Source organism: Megasphaera cerevisiae DSM 20462, assembly GCF_001045675.1.
GTDB lineage: Bacteria > Bacillota > Negativicutes > Veillonellales > Megasphaeraceae > Megasphaera > Megasphaera cerevisiae.
In genome coordinates this window covers 138,074-154,499 of the sequence record NZ_LEKT01000001.1, presented here as the reverse complement: position 1 = coordinate 154,499, position 16,426 = coordinate 138,074, and the positions used below count along the sequence as shown (strand labels likewise).

Annotated in this window: 17 protein-coding genes and 2 riboswitches; of the genes, 4 read left to right on the top strand and 13 right to left on the bottom strand. The window is 42.4% G+C overall.

Translation table 11 applies throughout. From position 1 onward, the window contains the following. Positions 1 to 276: 276 nt before the first annotated feature. The gene (locus tag AB840_RS00685; protein ID WP_048512889.1) at positions 277 to 837 is read right to left on the bottom strand and encodes a DJ-1/PfpI family protein; all 561 of its coding nucleotides are present in this window, start codon (positions 835 to 837) and stop codon (positions 277 to 279) included. Positions 838 to 1,074: 237 nt separating this feature from the next. On the opposite strand from AB840_RS00685, the gene AB840_RS00680 reads away from it, so the two are divergent. Next, a complete protein-coding gene (locus AB840_RS00680) occupies positions 1,075 to 1,959 on the top strand; it encodes a formate/nitrite transporter family protein (RefSeq protein ID WP_048512888.1) in 885 nt (294 codons plus the stop codon). A 666-nt stretch (positions 1,960 to 2,625) separates the two neighbouring features. Here the strand turns inward: AB840_RS00680 and AB840_RS00675 are convergent. From AB840_RS00675 to AB840_RS16390, 4 genes are all read right to left on the bottom strand, one after another. Beyond that, positions 2,626 to 3,033, bottom strand: a complete 408-nt coding sequence (locus AB840_RS00675) for an enolase C-terminal domain-like protein (protein ID WP_048512887.1) — start codon at positions 3,031 to 3,033, stop codon at positions 2,626 to 2,628. An 11-nt stretch (positions 3,034 to 3,044) separates the two neighbouring features. After that, positions 3,045 to 3,893, bottom strand: coding sequence for an MFS transporter (locus tag AB840_RS00670; protein ID WP_053078118.1), 849 nt, complete (start codon positions 3,891 to 3,893; stop codon positions 3,045 to 3,047). Positions 3,894 to 4,001: 108 nt separating this feature from the next. After that, positions 4,002 to 4,107, bottom strand: a riboswitch (SAM riboswitch). 141 nt (positions 4,108 to 4,248) lie between these two features. Then, positions 4,249 to 4,479: a hypothetical protein gene (locus AB840_RS16395; RefSeq protein ID WP_078791653.1), complete on the bottom strand. Its 231-nt coding sequence runs from the start codon at positions 4,477 to 4,479 to the stop codon at positions 4,249 to 4,251. A gap of 138 nt (positions 4,480 to 4,617) precedes the next feature. Then, positions 4,618 to 4,854, bottom strand: coding sequence for a hypothetical protein (locus tag AB840_RS16390; RefSeq protein ID WP_078791652.1), 237 nt, complete (start codon positions 4,852 to 4,854; stop codon positions 4,618 to 4,620). Positions 4,855 to 5,201: 347 nt separating this feature from the next. Here AB840_RS16390 and AB840_RS00660 point away from each other — a divergent pair, with 347 nt between their 5' ends. Together AB840_RS00660 and AB840_RS00655 are read left to right on the top strand one after the other, a co-directional pair. Further along, the gene (locus tag AB840_RS00660; RefSeq protein ID WP_048512886.1) at positions 5,202 to 6,260 is read left to right on the top strand and encodes a hypothetical protein; all 1,059 of its coding nucleotides are present in this window, start codon (positions 5,202 to 5,204) and stop codon (positions 6,258 to 6,260) included. Between the two features lie 72 nt (positions 6,261 to 6,332). Beyond that, the gene (locus AB840_RS00655) at positions 6,333 to 7,628 is read left to right on the top strand and encodes a nucleobase:cation symporter-2 family protein (RefSeq protein WP_048512885.1); all 1,296 of its coding nucleotides are present in this window, start codon (positions 6,333 to 6,335) and stop codon (positions 7,626 to 7,628) included. 107 nt (positions 7,629 to 7,735) lie between these two features. Here AB840_RS00655 and AB840_RS00650 read toward each other — a convergent pair whose 3' ends face one another. The 5 genes from AB840_RS00650 to hslO are packed head-to-tail and all read right to left on the bottom strand — an operon-like array spanning position 7,736 to position 13,049. After that, positions 7,736 to 9,019, bottom strand: coding sequence for an amidohydrolase (locus AB840_RS00650; protein ID WP_048512884.1), 1,284 nt, complete (start codon positions 9,017 to 9,019; stop codon positions 7,736 to 7,738). A gap of 22 nt (positions 9,020 to 9,041) precedes the next feature. Then, on the bottom strand, positions 9,042 to 10,283 hold the full coding sequence (locus tag AB840_RS00645; protein ID WP_048512883.1) for an adenosylhomocysteinase: 1,242 nt from the start codon (positions 10,281 to 10,283) through the stop codon (positions 9,042 to 9,044). An 18-nt stretch (positions 10,284 to 10,301) separates the two neighbouring features. After that, positions 10,302 to 11,363 (bottom strand): S-methyl-5-thioribose-1-phosphate isomerase, encoded by a 1,062-nt coding sequence (mtnA, locus tag AB840_RS00640; protein ID WP_048512882.1) that lies wholly within the window; start codon positions 11,361 to 11,363, stop codon positions 10,302 to 10,304. Then, positions 11,363 to 12,157: an S-methyl-5'-thioadenosine phosphorylase gene (gene mtnP, locus AB840_RS00635; protein ID WP_048512881.1), complete on the bottom strand. Its 795-nt coding sequence runs from the start codon at positions 12,155 to 12,157 to the stop codon at positions 11,363 to 11,365. Before mtnP ends, mtnA begins: the two co-directional genes overlap by 1 nt. A 16-nt stretch (positions 12,158 to 12,173) precedes the next feature. After that, positions 12,174 to 13,049: an Hsp33 family molecular chaperone HslO gene (gene hslO, locus AB840_RS00630; protein WP_048512880.1), complete on the bottom strand. Its 876-nt coding sequence runs from the start codon at positions 13,047 to 13,049 to the stop codon at positions 12,174 to 12,176. Positions 13,050 to 13,294: 245 nt separating this feature from the next. Between hslO and AB840_RS00625 the strand changes: the two genes are divergently transcribed. Continuing rightward, entirely contained in the window at positions 13,295 to 13,753 is a 459-nt protein-coding gene (locus tag AB840_RS00625; protein ID WP_048512879.1) for a DUF6173 family protein, read from the top strand. A 73-nt stretch (positions 13,754 to 13,826) separates the two neighbouring features. On the opposite strand, the gene ribH is transcribed toward AB840_RS00625, so the two are convergent. The 3 genes from ribH to ribD are packed head-to-tail and all read right to left on the bottom strand — an operon-like array spanning position 13,827 to position 16,082. Next, positions 13,827 to 14,291, bottom strand: a complete 465-nt coding sequence (ribH, locus tag AB840_RS00620) for a 6,7-dimethyl-8-ribityllumazine synthase (protein WP_048512878.1) — start codon at positions 14,289 to 14,291, stop codon at positions 13,827 to 13,829. A 29-nt stretch (positions 14,292 to 14,320) separates the two neighbouring features. After that, on the bottom strand, positions 14,321 to 14,965 hold the full coding sequence (locus AB840_RS00615) for a riboflavin synthase (RefSeq protein WP_048512877.1): 645 nt from the start codon (positions 14,963 to 14,965) through the stop codon (positions 14,321 to 14,323). Further along, entirely contained in the window at positions 14,946 to 16,082 is a 1,137-nt protein-coding gene (gene ribD, locus AB840_RS00610) for a bifunctional diaminohydroxyphosphoribosylaminopyrimidine deaminase/5-amino-6-(5-phosphoribosylamino)uracil reductase RibD (RefSeq protein ID WP_048512906.1), read from the bottom strand. The genes AB840_RS00615 and ribD overlap by 20 nt, the downstream gene beginning before the upstream one ends. A gap of 101 nt (positions 16,083 to 16,183) precedes the next feature. Continuing rightward, positions 16,184 to 16,319: riboswitch (FMN riboswitch) on the bottom strand. Between the last annotated feature and the right edge of the window lie 107 nt (positions 16,320 to 16,426).

The window sequence follows — 16,426 nt, the reverse complement described above, 5'->3', positions numbered from 1 at the left end:
ATTCTGTATCCATGATTTCTAACGCACAAACCAGTGCCTCTGTGAAAATCCGCATAAACAGCTGCAATAATTTTGTTTCGCGTATGATCGCGGTATCGGATTCCTTTATTGTTTTGATAATTTCTGCTATAATATATTCCATGAGAAGACCTTCGGTTGTGATATATTTTGCTGGCTAGGCAATATATCTATTATCTAGGTCTTTTCTTTTTTTTGCAATATCTTACCGAGAACTATTTTACACTAAGTTGACCGGCAGCTGTAAACGGGTTGAGACTACATCAGCAATTTTAAAAATTGCTGTAAGATAGCTGTATTTCCCGGCCAGGCCGGAGAGGTTACCAGATTTCCATCCGTCATAGCTTCGGTAGGCTCCAGCGCAACATAAGTTCCGCCGGCAAGGGAGATATCCGGACCGACGGCCGGGTATGCTGTCAGCTTCCGGCCTTGCAGCACATTGGCGGCAGTTAATACCTGAATACCGTGGCAAATAGCTGCTACGGGCTTGTTATGCTGCATAAACCAGCGAGTAACGGCAATGATCGTCGGATCCAGGCGAATATATTCCGGGGCACGGCCTCCGGTGATGTAAAGGCCATCATACTCTTCGCATGTTATGGCACTCAAATCAGCGTTAAGCGTAAAAATATGACCTGGTTTTTCCGTATATGTTTGATCGCCAAGGAAATCATGAATCGCTGTTTTGATCGTATCACCGCTTTTTTTACCCGGGCAGACAACGGCAACATGCATTCCGACCATTTCCAGGGCTTGATAGGGTACCATGATTTCGTAATCCTCTACGAAATCTCCTGCCAGCATTAGTATGTTTTTCATGTAAGGGCCTCCTTTATAAATAATAGTAATAAATAATATGCTTTGAATTATATATAGACATCTATAGTATATCATGGAAAGGTACTACTTTTTTGTTCATTTTAGTATCTTGTATTTGATTGGGGCAATCTATTTTCTTTGAATTGGAAACAAACTGTCACTATATATGGTATAATAAAAAACAAAATATTATATATAGAAAGGAGAAGCAGTTTAGAAATCTGCTGAATATATGCTATGGTAAGTAAATATAACAACGCTTGCTTATATGAACAATGTGATTCGGCGGCATGCAAGGCCCAGGTCATCGTAGAGGAACATGAACGCCTTTCACCGCATCTGCTTTTTGAAATTATCCGCCGTGACGGCGAGGACGAATTAAACAGGACGACACGGTCACTTATTTTTTCAGCGCTGGCAGCCGGGATCACTATTTCTTTTTCTTTTTATTTTAAGGCCATTTTGACGATGTATCTGAACGGCGCACCCTGGGCGGATATGGTTACCAGTTTTGGATATGCAACTGGTTTTTTGGTCGTTATTTTAGGGCGCATGCAGCTTTTTACCGAAAATACGATAACGACAATGATCCCATTTTTTCACGATACGTCTTTTTCAAAATTCTTTCAGGTTATGAAACTGTGGGGAGTCGTCTTTTTCTTTAATTTGATCGGCACAGCCATTGCGGCATTTTTTTTATCCAATTCCTATTTTGTTACAACGGATGTGGCAACGTCACTGCATCAGATTGCCATGCATGTCATGGCAATGGAACCGGCTGTCAATATGATTCGAGGCATTCCTGCCGGTATATTGATTGCTGCCATTGTGTGGATGATGCCTATGTCTCAAGGTTTTAGCTTTTTCATGATTTTATGTTTTACTTATTTCATATCACTGGGAGGATTTTCACACGTTGTTGTCGGATCTTGTGAAGCGGCTTATGAAGTAATTCACGGCAACGCTTCTTTATTTGACTATTTTTTCCGATTTCTTCTGCCTACGGGCTTTGGCAATGTATTGGGCGGGACGTTTGTGTTTACGCTCCTGGTACGGGCTCAAGTTACGGCATATTATAAAAAAGAAAGCAAGGAATATCAGGAAAAAGTCATTGGACACTGACATAATTAACAGGCATAGGTAAAAACTGCCGGCTGTAAAAAGATAATAGGGAACACATGTTTGGCGACAAGCAGAGATCTCCTGACGAATAAATGTTCGCATAGGAGTTGATGTGACGCAGTACCGAGAATGCACAAAAAAACTGCTCGGGTGGTAAGAAAATTTAATCTGCTATGTAGTTATTGCAATGTATGCTATAATTTCATTGCTAAATACTCTATTTGGAGTATCTTATGGTGAAATTAATTTATTAGTTAAAAGAGGGAAATATGCTAAAAATAGGAAGAGAAACAGCAATCAGAATGGTTCAAAACTTACGAAACAAGAAAACGGGAAAATAATTAAAATAGGCATTTTTTCTCTTTTTATTTACTTCCGATAATTTAAAGTTATCGGAAGTAAATACCTCTATCTTTATATCTGGAAATGTATCTATTCAAAATAATGTAATTCAATATATAAAAACACGAATTACGCGTTATTTTCCTATTTCTTTTCTCTCGGATATTTTATTGATTATGTATAATAAAATATAAATGTACAGCGCAATTCTTAAGTATATACTTTTACGCATAACTTAAGAATTGCGCTGATTTTAGCATGAAATTTACTGGCATATCATGGTTTTAAACTAGCTGCTATTATATGTGTAATTCATAATATAGATCATTGTATTTTTTCAATATATGATACAGCCATGATTTCATCTGTTAATTCTTGTCCGATACCAGGTCGTTCAGGTACTTCATAATAACCATTTTGAGGTTGATAATCGTATTTGCAAGTTACAATATTACCTTCTAGCAGCGAAAAACGATGTGTTTCGTGGATGATGAAATTAGGAATAACGGCTTCCAGCTGCAGTGCCGCTGCGGTTGCAATTGGTCCGCCGCAGATATGTGGCTGTACACGAACATCGTAGACGTGTGCCATGTCGCATATCTTTTTACCTTCCGTAATACCGCCGCAGATCCCTTCGTCTGTATTAATTTTGACGACAACGGGCTGCCAGGTGGAAGTATCGGGAGCAAATTCTGTCTTTACGTTAATAATTTCAATGCTTATGATTTTCATTATGTATCCGCCTACCTCCAACCCATTTCTGTCCATGTGAAGCCCCGCGCTGTTTTCAGATAAGTTGGCAACCAGGAAACAAGTCCCCAGTACATGAAATTCATGGAAACGTAAAAATATACCAGGATCCAATAGTGGTAGTTCGTAATAAATACTTGTATTCGATCTTTGAGTGTTGAACCAGCTGCGGCAGCAAACTGCGTTGTTGCTTCCTGTTCCATTCCCTTTTTGATATACAGTAATTCTTGTGCATTAACATGCCCGCTTTGACTGGGAGTATCTGTCAGGTATAAATACATCAAGCCTAAGGGAATCAGCGTGAAAAGAATGGAAATGAGAAAACTGGATCTCCATCCCCAGACAGCTATAACCGCAGTAAATAAAGGCATAGCAAATGCCGGTGAAATAGATTGTCCGATGGTCCATCCAGCATTAGCGCGGCCCCGTTCATCAGGAGGAAACCAATTTTTGATAACTGCGCTTTGCATAGGATAATAAAATCCTTCTCCTATTCCCAAAATAGCTCGAGAAGCTAATAGAATACCAAAAGTTCCTGCAATACCTCCCACTGCCAAGGATAATATCCATACTAGTATTGAAATCAGCATGGTCCTTCGCGGTCCAATGTGATCACTGACAGGACACAAAATAAGATTTGCTATGCCGTATACTGCTAAGAAAACCGACATCATCAGCCCTATTTCAACGGGATGCCCTTTGAGTCCCATATCCAGTAAAAATTCTTCATTAGCGGCCAGGACGGAAACGTTTACCCGGTCTAAAAAAGCAACCATGATCCCTATGCACAAAACGGCAGCTATTACCAGTCGATGTTTTGAAGCTGCCTCTACCTGTTTCATAAAATACCTCCTCGTATAATTAAGATATATTCACGTATGCATTGCAGTATGTACACAAAAAAAACGTCATCCAGGTTCAGATGACGTTAATGAGCTTGCTATACCTAATGATCATCTGTCGTTATTTATAAAATAACGCTGGAATTAGCACCTTTCCTGTTGGATGGTTGCTGTAACTTCATCGGGCCAGTCCCTCTGTTACTCTTGATGAATATGTGAATGTCTGTTTAATATAATATACTGTTATAACTTTCCTGTCAATAACATAATAATATATGGTATGTGTCAATAGTTTCTCGGTAAATTTTTTGACCTTGATAATAGCGGGCTTTGCGGGCTTCGTTATGTTAGAAAACTACAGGTGTAGAAAAGTTTTGGATAACTTTCCTATGGCATTGCTGACATGCCCCTGATTGCGTATGCTTCCTCGATGAATTCCCACATGGGGCTGTATCGGTATCTTCTTCATTATCCGTCTCATTGTTCCTTTACATGTGCGGCTTATCGGTGCGGTAAAGCCTTTTTCCCAGATGGTGAAGGCGTTGTTTAGCTCTTTGTTTCGTATGGCCGTAATCACCTTGACCATGGCGGTTCCTCCTGCCTTGCTCCAATGACGCCCCTGTTTCTTCATTCGATAGCTATAAAGGCGGTGATTGCTCTCGCACGCTCCGATTCCTGCGGGCTGTACCTGCGGGGTTCTCATCGTTATGGGTTTCAGCGATTCTCAATTCCTTACTATATATTTCCGAATCTTCTCTACGTGAGCGGCTTCCTCCGTCGTTGCTGCCTGTGATTCGGCCGTATCCAGTAACACCCGCATTGTGTCTGCCTTGTACTCCCGCAAGGTCTTGCGTATTTCCTCCTGTAAAGCGGGTTCCACAAAATACAGCCGTTCTTTCAGCTTCCGGTTTACAGGATACCGGTCTAGCACCTGCTCATGTTGGCGACAGCCGATGACCATGCAATACCTTACCGAGAACTATTTTACACTAAGGATAATATATATTGAAAAAAATAGCATGTTTTTAAAATATATTTTAAAAATAACTATTTTAATTAATAATAAAATAGTTTATATAAAAAAAACTTTTATATTTTAGAAAACACATTGACATCTATTACATTGCGTGATATATTAATTTTATTACAAGTTATCTCAAATTGAGACGGCTTGTGATAAATATAATATACCTATCCATTTGGCAATGAGGCCTTCATATATTTGTGTATGAAGGCCTCATTTTAACTAAGATACGTTAAAACGTATTTTAGTTGCAGACAAAGGGAAAGATGCAAGGGAGAAATAGTATGAAGATGAAAAAAGTAGCATGTATGGCAGCTGCAGCGTTGGTCTGTAGCGGGGTTGCATTAGCCGATTCACAAGATACAACGACGTCATCAGGTTTCCATATAGATGGAGAGATCAAGCTTCGTTACCGCGTTGATACCAACAAGCACGATCAATTTGGTGATGGCACCCATAAGGGCCTGCGGGGAATTTTATTACTGAATATGACGCAGTCATTAGGGAAGAATGTTGATTTATATGCCCGGTATAGCTACCTTAATGCGCCGGATGAACTTATCAATAATTTTGGGGCTGATGTTGTGAACGATGGTAATAACCACTATTCCGCGCTGGATCAATATGGGATAGAATATAAAAATCATGATTGGAAATATGTCTTGGGGGCTCAAAACATATCGCTTGGTGCCACCGGCCTTTTATATGATGATAGTCGCTATTATGGCAAGCATATTTTCAATAATGGATTACAAGCCTTTGGCAAAATCGGATCTGTCGCAGTACAGTCGCTTATAGCTCGATCCAACTATGGTTCTGGACTGAATAATGATAATATTTATTATATGCATGGCAGCCTTCCTGTAAATCGCAGTACTTTTGGGTTTGGCTATGCGCGAGTCAACTACGGTGCCGACACAGCGGCAAGTCAGGTGGAAAATAAAGAAACGGGAATGAATTATTATACTGGTGATTTTAGCTATAATCTTACTAATACTCTTTTTTTTCACTCTGAATTTATTAAATCCTCGGCCGCGGATAACAACAAGGGAGTCAATCTTGTTCTTTTCCATAACTTTGATGCTAAAAACAACGGCGGCATTGCTTGGTTTCGTGTAGAAGGGCAAGCGGCTATCCAGCAGGAATCCCAGGGGAATATGACATATCAATGGGGTAATGCACAGGGAGTCGGCGTATTTTTCAATCATAAAATTAATAAGGACACGACGGTTTCAATAACAGATTTTAAAATGAAGCAAATTAAACGTCTTTCTGAAAAAAATCCTTCCGGAATGCCGGGAGATCAAAATACACTGCGGATTGACCTTTCTTATAAATTTTAATGCGTGAGTTGATACGGCTAATATAAAGCATTTAATTTTGTTAAATCATATATTACCTGAGGAGAAGATATTATGAATGGATATGTACATCCCGTAGACCAAAAATTACCATTGACGCAGACTTTCTTATATGGATTACAGCATGTATTAGCTATGTATGCCGGTGCGGTAGCAGTGCCTCTTATTTTGGCAAATGCATTAGGAATTGATACTGCTCACCTTATCAGTTTGATTAATGCGGATTTATTTACTTGTGGTATTGCAACGCTGATTCAAACACTGCTGGGCAGCAAGCTGCCGATTATTCAAGGTGTAACTTTTGCGTCCGTGACGCCAATGATTATGATTGGCAAGAACGGCGGATTGACGGATATATATGGTGCCGTTATTGTTTCCGGTTTGGTAGTCTTTTGCATTGCTCCGTATTTTAGTAAATTGATACGTTTTTTTCCTCCTGTAGTGACAGGTTCTGTTATTACAATTATCGGTATATCGCTGTTACCAGTGGCTGTTCGATGGGCCGGCGGCGGGAATCCGGCAGCAGAAAATTTTGGGGATATTTCTTCGCTTCTATTGGCATTGCTGGTTTTGGTTATTATTATAGTTATTTATCGGTGTTTTACTGGTTTTATGCGAAATATTTCTGTTTTATTAGGTCTGGTTGCGGGGACTGTTATTGCTGCATTACTGGGGCAGGTCAACTTCTCTGCTGTCGGGAATGCCGGATGGATTGGGATTACTACCCCATTCTTTTTTGGTTTTCCTACGTTCAGCATTTCAGCTATTGCTGCCATGATTTTGGTCATGTTAGTCGTAATGACAGAAACAACAGGTGATTTTATTGCAGTTGGCGAAATTGTGGATAAGAAAATTGATCGAAAAATATTGACACGCGGATTGCAGGCAGATGGTTTTTCGACATTTTTAGGTGGTATATTTAATGCTTTCCCCTATACCGCCTTTGCTCAAAATATCGGGCTTATCAGCTTAACTAATGTACGGAGCCGGTTTGTAGTAGCTGCATCAGGAGGACTTTTAGTTGCTATGGGGTTATTCCCAAAATTGGCGGCACTTATCGCCTCTATTCCTGCGCCGGTATTAGGTGGTGCGGGACTGGCAATGTTTGGCATGGTAGCTGCCAACGGCATTCGGACATTGGGAAAAGTGAATTTTGAAGGAACTTACAATGTGCTTATTGTAGGCGTTAGTTTGGCTATGGGATTGATTCCGATGGCAGTTCCCAACATTTATGCACATCTTACTGGCGCGCTGCAGGTTATTTTTAACAGTGGTATTACGGTGGGAAGTCTTACAGCAATCCTCTTAAATGCGGTTTTAAATAAAAATAATTCCCCTGTTCAGCAATGACATTCGAGGCAGCTATATTTTACATATAGTTGCCTTATGAAACGTTGGTTTATTAAAAAAAAACAAGAATGACAGTGTTTACACGCTGCTTTTCTTGTTTTTTTTAGCTAAATAATGGATGCAAATAGTTTGTTTTTTGTCCGTTCTGCTTCTGCTTTTACTTTTTCAATATCAATTGTCGTGAACTCTTTATGTCTTAAAAGCACGTTACCGTTTACAATGACCGTATCCACATCAAAACTATTAGAGGCATATGTCATCAGGGACATCATATCATTTTTGGGATACCAATGCAGACCATTACGATCCAGCAACGTAATGTCGGCCTTGCAGCCAGCTTCGAGTTTTCCTGCGTGCGTATAGCCCAAGCATTTTGCGCCGCCTTCTGTCAGGAGATTAATCGCTGTTTCTGCAGGAATCACTAGTGGGTCTAATGTATGAGCCTTATGAATGAAGGCCGCTAAATGCATTTCTTCGACAATATCCAAATTATTGTTGCTGGAAGCACCATCTGTCCCAAGACCGACAGTAATACCCTTTTCCAGCATTTTGGGAATTGGCGCAATACCACTGGCAAGCTTAAGGTTGCTGCCCGGATTATGGGCTACCCGGACGTGTTTTTGAGCCAGTATATCCAAGTCCTCATCATTGACCCAGACACAATGCGCAGCTAGGCAGCCGCAATCTAGCACTCCTAGCTCGTCCATTAAGGCAATCGGGGTTTTGCCATATTGTTTTTGGATATTTTCTATTTCTCCCTTTGTTTCGCACAAATGCGTATGGATTTCTGCACCCAATTCATGTGCCACATCCACAACCTGGCGGAGATAGTCAGGCGGGCATGTATACGGAGCATGAGGCCCCAGCATGATGGTAATGCGCCCATCAGCTTTTCCATTCCAAGTTTGATAGAAGGTTTTGCTTTCCTGCAATGCCTGTTGCGCATTTGGTGTAATGCCTGTCATTCCCCTGCATAAAGCAGCCCGGATCCCAGAATTTTCAACAGCTCTGGCCACATCATCCATGAAAAAATACATGTCGGCAAAGCTTGTCGTACCACAGCGGATCATTTCGGCAATACCGAGCATAGCTTGTGCATATACGATATCGCTATCTAGTTTATCTTCTGCCGGCCATATTTTCTTTTCCAGCCAGTCCATGAGCTGCATATCGTCCGCATAGCTGCGGAATACAGTCATGGCAATATGATTGTGTGTATTGACAAAACCGGGAAATGCAAGCATGTTATTGCCGTCGATGACTTCATCGTATGCTGCCGGCACCGGGTCCAGAGGAAAACCAATAATTAAATCATCTTTAATGGCAATGTTTTGGCTTTCTGTAATCTTGTGATCTCTATATATTCCTACGTTTTTAATTAATTTTTTCATGATGACAGCATCTCCTTTTGACTTAATCGATATTCAGGTATGTACGCTGTTCATCTGAAAGAGAATCTATCTTATACCCCATCGACTTTAATTTGATATTGGCAATCTCTGTGTCGATCGTATGAGGCAGTACATAGACATGATTTCCTAATTCTGCATGATGTTCTAATATGTATTTGGCTGCGAGTGCCTGAACGGCAAAAGATAAATCCATAATTTCTGCCGGATGACCGTCGCCTGCGGCCAGGTTGACCAGACGTCCTTCGGCGAGAAGATTGATAATATGACCGTTTGACAATTCATATCCCTCGATGTTATGACGTGCTTCAAAATGGCGAACCGCAAGTGTTTCTAATTCCGGCTTATTGATTTCCACATCAAAATGGCCGGCATTTGCCAAAACCACACCATCTTTCATGTTTTTCATGTGTTCGCCACGAATAACATCCTTATCCCCCGTTAGCGTGACGAAAATATCCCCTGTCTTTGCGGCTTCTTCCATTGGCAATACCTCAAAGCCGTCAAAAACAGCCTCGATTGCCTTAATAGGGTCAACTTCTGTTACGATGACGTGAGCTCCCAGGCCCTTTGCACGCATGGCGCAGCCACGGCCGCACCAGCCATAGCCGGCAATAACGACACGTTTTCCGACCACCGTCAGGTTTGTCGTACGCATAATGCCGTCCCAAGTGGACTGACCGGTACCATACCGATTATCAAATAAATATTTGCAGTAAGAATCATTGGCCGCGATCATGGGAAATTTCAGCTTTCCGGCTTTATCAAGGCCATGGAGCCTGTTGACACCCGTTGTTGTTTCTTCTGTGCCGCCGAGCAGATGTTCCATTGCGTCTGCCCGTGTTGTATGAAGCAGATTGACTTGATCGCCGCCGTCATCAATAATAATATCGGGATGATGATCCAGGGATTTATTCAAAAAGCTGAAATATTCTTCATCTGTGGCACCATACCAGGCATATACTGTCAGACCATCTTCTACAAGGGCGGCAGCCACATCATCCTGTGTCGATAAAGGATTGCTTCCCGTTACGATGACACGTGCGCCAGCACGATGCAATACTTTTGCAAGATACGCTGTTTTAGCTTCCAGATGAACGCTGACGCAGACTGTTTTGCCCTTAAAAGTTTGCTGTTTTTTTAATGTATCTCCAATTGAATTGAGGGCTGGCATATAATGATCGACCCAGCTGATCTTTTCATGACCGCTTTTGGCTAAATTGATATTGCGAATAATAGATTCCATAACGCTAAAACCTCCATATTAAATAAATTGGTGAAAAAATAAGTCGATATGTGTATCATCAGGATGCATGATAAGCCCCTTTTCAGTGATGATAGCTTGAATGTTTTCGTGGGGTGTTACATCAAAGGCTGGGTTGAATACGGGCGCATCTGAAAGGGCCGTGGGTACGCCCTGCAAAAACCGGACTTCATCATGATTTCTCTCTTCGATAGGAATCTGATCCCCTGTGGCAAGAGAAATGTCAAAAGTAGATACAGGTGCTACCACATAAAAAGGAATGCCATGTTCCTTGGCCAGAATAGATACACCGTATGTGCCTATTTTGTTAGCCGTATCACCGTTATGGGTGATGCGGTCGGCTCCGACAAGAACGGCATCGACTTTTTTTGTCTTCATTACCCAGGCGGCCATGTTGTCTGATATAAGCGTGACGGGAATATGGTCGTCCATGAGCTCTGTTACAGTGAGACGCGCACCCTGAAGCAACGGTCTGGTTTCATCAGCATATACCATGCGGATGAGGTGATGTTTATGCAGTGCCCGTATGACTCCCAGGGCGGTACCAATACCGGCAGTAGCGAGTGCTCCCGCATTGCAGTGTGTGAGAATGGTAAGCGGCGTTCCTTTTTTTGCTAGTGCAGCTGCACCGCACTCTGCCATGGCTGTATTGACTTCGATATCCTCTGTATGAATTTGCACCGCTAAGGCTTTCAAAGCAGAAATTACGTCTGGGATTGCCGCCTTTTCCAGAGAACGGCCCTTTTTCAGCATTCGGTCTAACGCCCAATGAAGGTTGACGGCTGTAGGCCGTGATGCGTCTAGAGCATTACAAATCGGGATAAGCTGCTCCCATAGTTTGGCAACGGTCAGATCCTTTTGACGAGCTGCTATGTTTTGTGCAGCCAGCACGACTCCGTATGCTGCGGCAACGCCGATCGCTGGAGCTCCTCGTACGGACAGAATGGAAATAGCGCGGCATACATCCTGCCATCGGGTGCAGCATATATATACTTCTCTTGACGGAAGTTTTGTTTGGTCCAATAGGATCAGCTGGTCATTTTGCCAGCGCAGCGTTTCCATTATACCGTAAAACCGCCGTAATCTTTTAATGTATGGCGGCAGTCACAATCTGTATCCTGATATATTTCGATTGTTTTCATAATCAGCGCGCGCAGGCGCTGAGAATTTTGTGCCATGCATTCTAATACTTCCGAATGGGTCAGCGGTGTCGGTGAGATGCCAGCCGCAAAATTGGTGATCATAGAAACGGTAGCATAGCAAATTTCTGCTTCCCGTGCCAGGCAAACTTCAGGCACGTTTGTCATGCCGACCAGATCACCGCCTAATTTTTCAAACATTTTAATTTCAGCCGGCGTTTCAAAGCGGGGGCCTTCCGTGCAGACATACGTACCAGTGGGATGTATGTCATAATTCTCCAGCAGCGTTCCTGCATCTGTAATTGTCTTACGCAAGGTTTGGCAGTATGGTGACGTCATATCAACATGGACTACACCGTTTTCGCCTCCATCAAAAAAGGAGGTGTGACGAAGTTTAGTGAAGTCAAGAAATTGATCCGGCAGGACAAATTCATTGGGTTTATAATCAGGATTTAAAGATCCGACCGCCGTTGTAGCTAAAATGGCAGTGACACCAAGACGCTTTAATCCTAAAATATTAGCCCGATAATTGATCAAATGCGGTGGAATAGAATGTGTTTTTCCGTGGCGCGGAAGAAAAACAATGTCCTTTCCCTTATAGGCTCCTTTTACATAATGGATCGTGCCATAAAAGGTGTCCATATATCCGTCATGAATATGATCAAGCAATTTCAAATCACAAACACCGGTACCGCCGATAATTGCAATCAATCCCATGATTATCTCACTCCTTTTAGTTGTGTTGAAATAATTGCACTAATTCATCATGACTGATGATATATTTGGCGCCGCAGTAATGGCAGGTCATTTCAACCTGCGGGTCTTTAAGCAAGTCTTTTTTGTCTTGCTCACACAGTGACAATAGTACATTTTCAATTCGTTTACGGGAACAAGTGCATTGCCAGTATGCATTTTGACGAAATAATTCTTTGTAATGCATACCGCTTAAAATAATATCGATCAGCCCTTCCCCTTCCAGGTGATTGCGAAGATATGTCGTAATAGGACCGATTTGTGTAATGTTAGCTTCAATACGGGATAAATCTTCATCTGTTGCACCGGGAAGGGCTTGGACAAGAAAGCCGCCAGACGCTGCAATCGTATAATCCCTCTCGACAAGAACACCCAAGCTTACTGTAGAAAAAATTTGTTCTGAGGTTAATAGATAATATGCTAAATCTTCGGCAATTTCACCGGATACCAGATCAGACTGACTAGTATATGTGGTTTTTTCGGGAGTGAAGCGAGTGATAGTTACTTGACCATGCGGGCCTACTGCTCCGCCTACATCCAGCTTTCCGTTTGGTTTGAGCGGTATATCCAATGATGGATTATCTACGTAGCCGCGCACCTTGTTGGTATCGAAGGCGTCGGCATGGACGGTGCCTAACGGCCCGTCACCGCTGAAACGCAGAGATACGCCCTCGTGATTTTTATAGTCACCGGCCAAAAGTAAAGCACCTGTCATGGTGCGTCCTAAAGCAGCGCTGGCTACGGGGGATAAATGATGATGCTGTCTCGCCGTTTCGGTTATGTTGCGAGTCAGCGCAATGGAAACGCGAATTAATTCATCACATGTGTAATGGATGATTTTATCTTCAAGTTGCATAATGGCAATATTTCCTTATCATATATTTTGAATTTATTATAGAAAAAACCATAAAACTGACAAATTATAATTGTAGTCTCTATATGTGAATCTAATTATCATTATACTACAGATAGGCATCCCTATCCAGTATGTATGCTGGTATTATAGGTGTTGGTAAAAGGGAAAGCAGGATTTTTGTTTCTTTTATGGAATATATACACTAATCGATATTGAATCTGATCGAGTAACAAAAGGAGGTAATTATGGTCAATACTAAGAAAAAACGAAAAAAAAATGAAGATACATTAGTCGTTATTCCGCAAACTATGGCCTTACCTGAGTATGATGGGGAGGAAGATCCGGAGGTTCCCTATTTGGCCTCTGATATGTATAAGCGCATTGTTATGCTGATTCATGATTTTGAGGCGGATATGCCCGAGGATCTTCAAGCTGGCGGACGTCTTGTTTCATCCGGTAATATTACCTTCAGCATACAAGATGTAGGCTATTGGGATCCGAATATGATCGTTTTTTACGGAGAATTATCAGATGGTTCTAAGGTGGAGCTGGTACAGCATTTATCACAGGTGAATTTGCTTCTCGTAGCAGTGAAACGATCAGATCCGGAAACCCCGCGCCGTGTTATTGGATTTAACGTGCAGGATAATGAGGCAGATGGAACAGAAGAGCCACCACTGACAGAAATGGAAACCGCACCTTGACGCGTAAATATATCGGGGCAGCGATGACTTGCGAAAAAATTCACAGGTCAATGCTGCCCCGATGTATAGACTATTAAAGTTCTTTTATCAGATTTACCATTTCAATAGCGCTTGTTGCCACATCAAAGCCTTTATTGCCTGCTTTGGTGCCGGCGCGTTCGATGGCCTGTTCGATATTCTCCGTTGTAATTACACCAAACATGATGGGAATTCCTGTTTTCAGTGATGCCTGAGCAATACCCTTAGCCGCTTCGTTGCATACAAGATCATAGTGGCTTGTTGCGCCGCGGATAACGGCACCGAGGCAGATTACGGCGTCATATTTACCGGATTCAGCCATTTTTTGAGCGATCAGGGGAATTTCAAAGGCTCCCGGAACCCAGGCTGTCGTAACAGCATCATCCGCTACGCCATGACGATGCAGCGCATCATAGGCACCGCCTAGCAGGCGGCTGCAAATAAATTCATTGAAACGGGCAACGACAATACCAAATTTGGAACCAGAACCTATTAATTTTCCTTCTTTAATCTGTGTCATATGAATACTCTCCTATTCTGAAATACAATTTAGAATCCATTTTCCAGTAGTGTTTCCAAGGTAAGTTTACGGCAACCTTGCTGGGTATATTCTACTGTAAAGTTATGGACATATTTTCCTATTACATCTGTTTCCAAGTTGACGCCAGCGCCAGCCTGTTTCGTGGGAAGGGTTGTATTTTCCATCGTGTGAGGGATAATGGAAACAGAAAAAGCATGATCGACTACGGAGACAACTGTCAGGCTGATGCCGTCGATGGCTATGGATCCCTTTTGTACAATAAAAGGCTGTAATTCTCCGGAAATGGCAATGGTAATAACTCTGGCGATCCCATCAGAGGCAATGCGTGAAATATGTCCTACCTCGTCTACATGGCCGCTTACGATGTGTCCGCCAAGCCGACCGCCAAGCTGCATTGCCCGCTCTAAATTGACAGGAGAACCATTTTTTAAATTGTTCAGCGAAGAACGGCGCATTGTTTCATGCATCACATCTGCTGTAAAGCTTGTATCTGCTAAAGCTGTTACGGTAAGGCATACACCGTTAACGGCAATGCTGTCACCTATCTGTGTGCCTTCCAATACTTTTCTTGCCTGAATCGTGAGCTTGATAGAATCAGGGCGGCGGTCCATCTGACTAATCGTACCCAATTCTTCAATGATGCCAGTGAACATAAGCACCCTCCCTGTTGGCATTATATGCCCGAATTAAAATATTATTCTCGCAAATCTCTGCAGAATCATATACAAGGGGCATGCATTCATCCAAGTTATCTACGCCGTACCCCCCTACCGAAGGCATTGCCAGACTCCCCCCGATAATTTTACTTCCCAGGAACGCATAAATCTTATCGACAAGATGATAATCAAAAAAACTTCCTTGCACAGTACTGCCGCCCTCGACAAGAATACTTTGCAAGCCGATCTGGCCTAAAAGCTCAATGGCTGCCGGCAGATCAATACGGTTATTTTTATGCAGAGGTGCCAGCAGCACTTGTATTCCTTCGTTTTTTAACGTACGCATTTTTTCGACGGGACAAAGAGATGTGGTTATGATAATAGTTTGTGTGGATGTATCTGTTACAACAAGGGAAGACATGGGAATTCGCCCTTGAGAATCAAGAATAATGCGTACTGGCTGATGCGGTATTTCATGGGTTTCTCTTTTTATGCGGCATGTCAGCAATGGATTATCTTCCAGTACGGTATTGATGCCGACCAATATGCCATCGTAAATAGAACGAAGATAATGGCCGTACTGCCGGGCCCAACTGTTGGTAATCCATTGAGAATTACCAGTGCGGGAGGCAACACAGCCGTCCAGACTTTGTGCCAGCTTGGCTGCTATGAAAGGCTTCTTGACCATCATGTTTTTGATAAATACTTCGTTTAATTTAGCAGCTTCCTTGGAAAGGAGCCCTACTTCCACGGAAATGCCGGCCTGTCGTAAAATAGCAGCCCCTTTTCCTGATACCAGCGGATTGGGGTCAAGCATGGCAATGACTACCTTACCTACCTCATTTTTAGCTAATGTGCGGGCACACGGCGGGGTTCTCCCATAATGAGCACATGGTTCCAGTGTAACATAAACTGTTGCTCCTTTTGCCTGGTTGCCAGCTTCCTTCAATGCCCAAACTTCGGCATGAGGCGTTCCTGCTTTGTGATGATATCCCGTTCCGACGATGTTTCCGTCCTTAACAATTACACAGCCTACCGCTGGATTCGGAGATGTATAGCCTAATCCAAGCTTGGCTAGTGCCAGTGCTTTTTTCATATAATCTACCGGTTCCAATTCGTTCATTCCTTTCCTGATAGATTTGATGGTATGGAAATAAATAAAAAAAGGCTAACGGTTTTACATACCATAGCCTTTTGAGCGCAACAAAATAAAACATGCGTCTTTTCCCATCCAGACTGTACTGTCGGTACCGAAATCTCATCGGTTCAGCCTCATTACTGAGGGTAGCGGACTATAACCGCCGGTCAGGAATTGAAAGCAATGCTTTCTCACCTAGCCCCAAAGACCATCATTCACTATATTTCAAATATGATTTTATCACAACCATGCATAAATAACAAGTGAAAATTAAAACATGGAGGAACTGTACTTTTAGTTGAATAGCCAACCGGAGATAT